The sequence below is a fragment of the Candidatus Methanoperedens nitratireducens genome, from assembly GCF_900196725.1.
GTDB lineage: Archaea > Halobacteriota > Methanosarcinia > Methanosarcinales > Methanoperedenaceae > Methanoperedens > Methanoperedens nitroreducens_A.
This window is the reverse complement of record NZ_FZMP01000229.1, coordinates 37,503-43,502: the sequence shown is the minus strand read 5'-3', so window position 1 is coordinate 43,502 and position 6,000 is coordinate 37,503. Positions and strand designations below refer to the sequence as shown.

Here is a 6,000-nt window from a genome sequence, read left to right as displayed (position 1 = left end):
GAATACCAGGCATGGTAACTTGACCGGTCATGGCTAATAGCGCTGTCACGATGACATTCAACTGAGATATAGCCGTTGAACTCAGACAGGTTTTTAAACATTGGAGACGTGAAATAATGTTGAACATACAAGTTCCTGGGATATATCGGCAGGACAAGTGGTATATCCCAGAATTATTCATCTTATCTTATAGATATAGTGATGTGGCGAAGGTATTGAATTATGAACTGAAGTTCCAGAAGCTGGCTGTGCCCTCTTCTATATATCTCTTTAATCTGGTTTTTTCTCAGTTTCTGTAAAAGAAGCCTGAAACAGTACTCTGTAAGATACATAAAAGTGTACAACAGTATTCCGAATGTTATCAATCTCAACCCGAAGCCGAGCAGTATCCATGTTTCTCCGAGTTTGAACTGGTTAGATAAAAAATCGGGATCCTAAAGGATCATCCCTATCACGCGGCTTGTTCCTGCGGGATTCAGTATGGATGCGATAATGAAACCTGTGCCCATTGCAACAAGAATCCTGACAAGACCGAATTGAATGAACTCCCAGAAGCGTTCAATCCCGGATTTTGTTTCGTTGATATTATCCTGCATACACTAACCATATACTGGTTTGGAAATATCTTATTAATAGAAGTAACGGAGTCGTCCTCTTATCATAACGCTCTACTCAACCTCAGGCAGGGACAACATGTAAAAACGGAGCTACTTACATCGGTTTCGGAAGTATGTGGTTAAACATTATCTGAATATATACAAAACGACAGCAATCGGAGCAAAGAACAGCAAAGCCATTAGTAAAGCCATGGAGTTCCATATCGGGATAAGAGATACTGCTACCGTAGTTGCAAAGGTTATGCCAATAGAAGCATTTATGGCGCACACGGTCCGTACTTTGTGGTCTTTAGTCATTCTTCCATTCTGGATGTTCCCGTTCATACAAATCCTCTGAATAATTTAACAACGATAATCGGCCACACAACAGGATATTAAAGAGTGCTACCAATGTTAGCAACCAAAAGTCATGATTAGAATCAACTTGAACAAAAACAAATTTAAGTCAGAGCGTATATTCAGCATAATCTGAACAGGATCATCATGAGAAGCGATAACATCAAGAAAGGACTTGAGCGCGCCCCACACAGGTCTTTACTAAAAGCAGTCGGGCTGACGGATGAAGAAATGGATCTGCCGTTCATCGGGGTTGTAAATTCATGGAATGAGGTCGTACCGGGTCATATCCATCTTGATAAGCTTGCGGAAGCAGTAAAAGCCGGGATAAGGATGGCTGGCGGGGTCCCGTTCGAATTCAATACCATCGGGATATGCGACGGCATAGCGATGGGGCATACGGGCATGAAGAACTCACTCCCAAGCAGGGAATTGATAGCGGATAGCATTGAACTCATGGTCGAGGCGCACCAGTTCGACGGGATGGTCATGATACCCACATGTGACAAGATCGTGCCCGGACACCTGATGGCTGCGGGAAGGCTCGATATCCCCACAGTTGTGGTAACAGGAGGACCTATGATGCCGGGCATTGTAGGAGACGAGCCGCGTGATGTAATATCCCTGTTTGAGGCTGTGGGAGCGCGAAGAAGCAATAAGATCAATGACCAGGATTTGAAGAACCTTGAGGATTGCTCCTGCTGCGGCGCGGGTTCGTGCGCGGGTCTGTTCACAGCCAATACAATGGGATGCGTGACCGAGGCTCTGGGACTCAGCCTGCCCGGATGCGGCACAGCCCATGCTGTTGATGCAAAGAAGATAAGGATAGCAAAGCAGTCCGGAATGAAGGTAATCGAACTTATGAAAAACGGGATAACCCCGCATCGGATAGTTACCGGGGATTCGCTTGATAACGCCATCCGGGTGGACATGGCGATCGGGGGAAGCACAAATACTGCGCTCCATTTGCCCGCGATAGCGGCTGAGTCCGGGATTGAGCTTCCGCTCTCAAGGTTCGATGATATAAGCAAAGAGACTCCGCATCTTATAAACCTGCGACCCGGAGGGGACAGGTACCTTATCGATTTTGAGCGCGCAGGCGGCGTTCCTGCCATAATACAGCGACTCAGCGAGAAGCTTAACCTTGATGTTTTGACCGTCACGGGAAAAAGCCTGAAAGAGAACCTCGATGAGTATATCATCATCAATCCGCGCGCCAACAAAGAGATCATAGCCACGCTTGAGTCGCCCGTACACGCAGAAGGCGGCATCGCTGTGCTGCACGGAAGCCTGGCGCCCGGCGGCTCTGTGATAAAGCAGACCGCCGTGAGCCGGAAGATGATAAAGTTTTCGGGAGCCGCGCGTGTTTTTGACAGCGAGGAGCTTGCGATGAAGGCTATAATGGGAAATAATATCAAATCCGGCGACTGTATAATCATACGTTACGAAGGCCCGAAAGGCGGACCCGGGATGCGCGAGATGCTCTCCCCGACAGCCGCAATAGCAGGGATGGGATTGATAGATTCGGTGGCGTTAATCACTGATGGCAGGTTCTCAGGAGGAACAAGGGGGCCATGCATAGGCCATGTATCGCCTGAAGCTGCGGAAGGCGGACCGATAGCACTTGTGCGGGAGGGCGATATTGTGGAGATAGACATTCCCGGAAGAATACTGGACATCAAGGTCTCAAAAGAAGAGCTGGACAGGAGGAAAAAGGCGTGGAAACCGCCGGCGCCCCGTGTCACGAAGGGTTACCTCGCGCGGTACCAGAAGCAGGTCGGCTCGGCGGATAAGGGCGCGATTTTCTCGTAAACATTCTCACTCTGGATGAATTGTAGAGCTAAAAACTATTATAAATTACATAAAATAAGATAAGATTGATGATTGACCCGAAAATCAAATCTCTGCTCGGATTCGAATCTGATAAACCTGATGACGAGGCTCTTGCAGAGTGGAAAGTAGCAGCTACTCGTGTTTGTAAACCTTGTTGGGAGCTAAAATACTGTCCATATGGACCCTGGGTTGAAGACTCGCCACTTTTACCATCAACACGAAAAGAGGCAGAAAAATATCAAGAATATCTAAAGAACTGCCTGAAAACAGGAATTTTGGAAGGCGGAGAGCCGTTAGATGATGAACGCCGACGGCTGTTTAAAGAATGGACTGATGAATTCAACCCTGAGGACTATCCTGAAGAAATCCCTGAAAAAATTGCTGAGATGGCATGTACCGTTTTTGGTCATATTTGTCCAGTCGTTTTCATAGCAGAAGATTTTACAGAAACCAATGAAGTTCGCCGACGTCGAAGGTACATATCATTCAAAGTTAAAATGCGAGTAGTTCGGCGCGATAATTATACATGCCAAGTCTGTGGCAAGCATCTTCTCGATAACGAGGTAGAATTCGACCACATTATCCCCCTTTCAAAAGGTGGAAGCTCAGAAGAGCATAATATTCGTCTGACGTGCTTCGACTGCAATCGCGATAAATCCGACCGAGTGGAAATATAGAGTTTAAGCAATGCGAATGATTTTTAGTAACATATGGCTAAACAACTGAACCTAAAAGACGTTGTATTGATAGGCCGAACATTCGACGAATACTACAGGATGTTCGATCTCGGTAATATTTCGCTTAAAAACGAAACCGTCCTCGATGTTGCCTCAGGCGTGAGTTCTTTTTGCGCCGAAGCGAACGCAAAAGGGTACGATGTAACTGCTTCGGATAGGATATATAAGTCCAGCGCCTCCGATATCGGGCAGAAATGCGCACGCGACCTTGATACAGTAATAAAACAGCTGCCGGATATTGCTGATTTGTACGTCTGGGATTATTTTAAAGACATACCATCGCTAAAAGCACAGCGGGAAATGGCATATAAATTATTCGTCCGGGATTTTAAGAAATACGGGCAGGAAAGATACGTACCCGTAGAGTATCCGGTCACGGATTTTGGGGAAGATCAATTCACTATCTCGCTTGTGTCGCATTTTTTGTTCTTATATGAAGACCGCCTTGATTACGAGTTCCACAAAAGGACAATTCTTGAGCTCCTCAGAATTACATCAAAAGAAATCCGCATATTCCCGATCGTAAATTTAAAAGGGAAAAGGTCGTCGTTAGTTGAGTCCCTTATGTGCGATGAGGACTTTGAACAATCCACGATGTCTATAAGGAATGTGGGTTATGAATTCATGAAAAATGGAAATGAAATGCTGGTGATAAAAAATAAGGAGACAGGAACGCCCAGCCCGAACCGATCATCCTGAGTTCATTCACCCTGCCGCAGCCTCCGCCTGCGCCTGTACAGCCATCGGCTTTTCCCTTGTGAAATGATATCCTTCCTGTTCCAGCATTGGCGCAAAGCGGTTTCTCCACTCTTCAGCCTCTTCCTGGCTTGAGAACGTAATATCCAGGTCTTTTCCGCTGCGTCTTACGATAACTTCCCCTTTTTCGGGATTTCGCCTCTTGCTGCAGCTCCTCTTGGTGCAGTTCCGCCTTTTCTTCCTATCTCCTGGTAGAATTCACGACCACGGGTCTCTCTCGTTGCTTCCCCTCCTTTGCGCCCGGCTTCAGAAAGCTTCTCACGTGTTTCCGGTGAGATACCTTCTTCGCGGATTTCCCGGGCACGCTCTTCTCCGCCTTTTCTTCCTATTTCCTGGTAGAACTCGCGGCCATGGGTTTTCCTTGTTGTCACTCCACCTTTACGCCCCGCTTCCTCTACGGTCATTTTACCGGGGTCTTCTTTTTGTCTTTCGTCCACTCCTGGAATTTTCACCACTCCTCCTTATATTAAATTTATTTGAGCAATCATAACTTCGATACCATTGAAATTTAAAGTCACTTAAAGTTACGAACTCAATGATATCAACAGATAGTTACGTTAGCCCCCGATGAACATTTTATACTTAATGCTATAAAAGAGTTTTGGTTAAATAAGTTTCGATGAGCAGGTTGGGGAGTGGGGGTTAGTGTATTAAAAAAGTTTTTCCTGCCCATCAATCCTCAGAACATTCGCATTGTATTTAAATCTAACTGGAATGTTTCAGGGGAGCCCCGGGTATGCTATCATGCTGGCTTGAGTTGAAGCCCTTGATGATATCCAGTAGAATAATTAAGAATAAGTTTTAATACCCGCCACCACCATTTTAGCCCCCGAATGCTCAAGCGTGAAAATATCCTTATCGAAGCCCTCCCGTACATCCGCGAATTCTACGACTCCATAATGGTAGTCAAAATGGGAGGTCATGCAATCGTAGACCCTGTTATAATGGACGGGATAGTGCAGGATATCGTACTGCTCAAGTTCGTGGGCATCCGGCCTGTGATAGTGCACGGCGGCGGTCCTGAGATCACGGAAAAGATGGAACGCATGGGAAAAAAGCCTGAGTTCGTTGCGGGACTTCGCGTTACAGATGACGAAACACTTGAGATAGCCCGCATGGTGCTCGTTGGTAACGTCAACAGCAAGATAGTCTCATTGATAAGCAAGCATGGGGGGAAAGGTATCGGGTTATCGGGCAGCGACAGCAGGCTCATCGTGGCAAGAAAGCTCGCTCCTCAGCGCGTAACAGTAGGCGGTATCGAGAAAGAGGTCGATCTTGGCTGGGTCGGTGAGACCGAGGTAATAAACCCGGAATTATTGCAAATCCTTACTGACAAAGGATACATCCCGGTCATATCGCCAATCGCAACAGATGATAAGGGCAACGATTTGAATGTGAATGCTGACACCGTAGCAGGAGATATAGCTGCTGCTCTGAAAGCCAAGAAATTGATTTCGCTAACAGATGTGCCCGGCGTCCTGAGAGACCCTGAAGACCACGAATCACGGATTTCCAGGATCGCGCTTGATGATATTGAGATGCTCATACAGAATAAAACCATAAACGGCGGCATGATACCCAAAGTGACCTCAAGCGCAGCCGCTGTTAAAGGCGGGGTCGGGCAGGTCCACATCATCGACGGGAGCACTCCCCACTCGCTGCTGCTTGAGCTTTTCACGGATGAAGGTATCGGAACGATGATATACAGGAAAGAGTGAGTG

Annotated in this window: 7 protein-coding genes; 4 read left to right on the top strand and 3 right to left on the bottom strand. The window is 46.8% G+C overall.

Annotated elements, in window-relative coordinates; all coding sequences use genetic code 11:
* Window positions 1-434: 434 nt before the first annotated feature.
* Together MNV_RS19930 and MNV_RS17250 are read right to left on the bottom strand one after the other, a co-directional pair.
* Entirely contained in the window at window positions 435-596 is a 162-nt protein-coding gene (locus MNV_RS19930; RefSeq protein WP_179294061.1) for a hypothetical protein, read from the bottom strand.
* Between the two features lie 147 nt (window positions 597-743).
* Window positions 744-941 carry a hypothetical protein gene (locus MNV_RS17250; RefSeq protein ID WP_096207179.1) on the bottom strand — a complete coding sequence of 66 codons (198 nt, stop codon included), beginning with the start codon at window positions 939-941 and terminating at the stop codon, window positions 744-746.
* Between the two features lie 159 nt (window positions 942-1,100).
* Between MNV_RS17250 and ilvD the strand changes: the two genes are divergently transcribed.
* The 3 genes from ilvD (at window position 1,101) to MNV_RS17235 (ending at window position 4,222) form a co-directional block, all read left to right on the top strand.
* Window positions 1,101-2,765: a dihydroxy-acid dehydratase gene (ilvD, locus tag MNV_RS17245; RefSeq protein ID WP_096207178.1), complete on the top strand. Its 1,665-nt coding sequence runs from the start codon at window positions 1,101-1,103 to the stop codon at window positions 2,763-2,765.
* Between the two features lie 68 nt (window positions 2,766-2,833).
* The gene (locus tag MNV_RS17240; RefSeq protein WP_096207177.1) at window positions 2,834-3,463 is read left to right on the top strand and encodes an HNH endonuclease; all 630 of its coding nucleotides are present in this window, start codon (window positions 2,834-2,836) and stop codon (window positions 3,461-3,463) included.
* 33 nt (window positions 3,464-3,496) lie between these two features.
* On the top strand, window positions 3,497-4,222 hold the full coding sequence (locus tag MNV_RS17235) for a hypothetical protein (RefSeq protein WP_096207176.1): 726 nt from the start codon (window positions 3,497-3,499) through the stop codon (window positions 4,220-4,222).
* 164 nt (window positions 4,223-4,386) lie between these two features.
* Here the strand turns inward: MNV_RS17235 and MNV_RS17230 are convergent, their stop codons facing one another.
* Window positions 4,387-4,731, bottom strand: a complete 345-nt coding sequence (locus MNV_RS17230) for a KGG domain-containing protein (RefSeq protein WP_306453665.1) — start codon at window positions 4,729-4,731, stop codon at window positions 4,387-4,389.
* Between the two features lie 381 nt (window positions 4,732-5,112).
* Between MNV_RS17230 and argB the strand changes: the two genes are divergently transcribed.
* A complete protein-coding gene (gene argB / locus MNV_RS17225; RefSeq protein WP_096207175.1) occupies window positions 5,113-5,997 on the top strand; it encodes an acetylglutamate kinase in 885 nt (294 codons plus the stop codon).
* The last annotated feature ends 3 nt before the right edge of the window (window positions 5,998-6,000 follow it).

What these genes read in the sequence shown, in the direction of transcription:
- MNV_RS19930 (WP_179294061.1), bottom strand. Translation starts at nt 596, where the DNA reads ATGCAGGATAATATCAACGAAACAAAATCCGGGATTGAACGCTTCTGG.
- MNV_RS17250 (WP_096207179.1), bottom strand. Translation starts at nt 941, where the DNA reads ATGAACGGGAACATCCAGAATGGAAGAATGACTAAAGACCACAAAGTA.
- ilvD (WP_096207178.1), top strand. Translation starts at nt 1,101, where the DNA reads ATGAGAAGCGATAACATCAAGAAAGGACTTGAGCGCGCCCCACACAGG.
- MNV_RS17240 (WP_096207177.1), top strand. Translation starts at nt 2,834, where the DNA reads ATGATTGACCCGAAAATCAAATCTCTGCTCGGATTCGAATCTGATAAA.
- MNV_RS17235 (WP_096207176.1), top strand. Translation starts at nt 3,497, where the DNA reads ATGGCTAAACAACTGAACCTAAAAGACGTTGTATTGATAGGCCGAACA.
- argB (WP_096207175.1), top strand. Translation starts at nt 5,113, where the DNA reads ATGCTCAAGCGTGAAAATATCCTTATCGAAGCCCTCCCGTACATCCGC.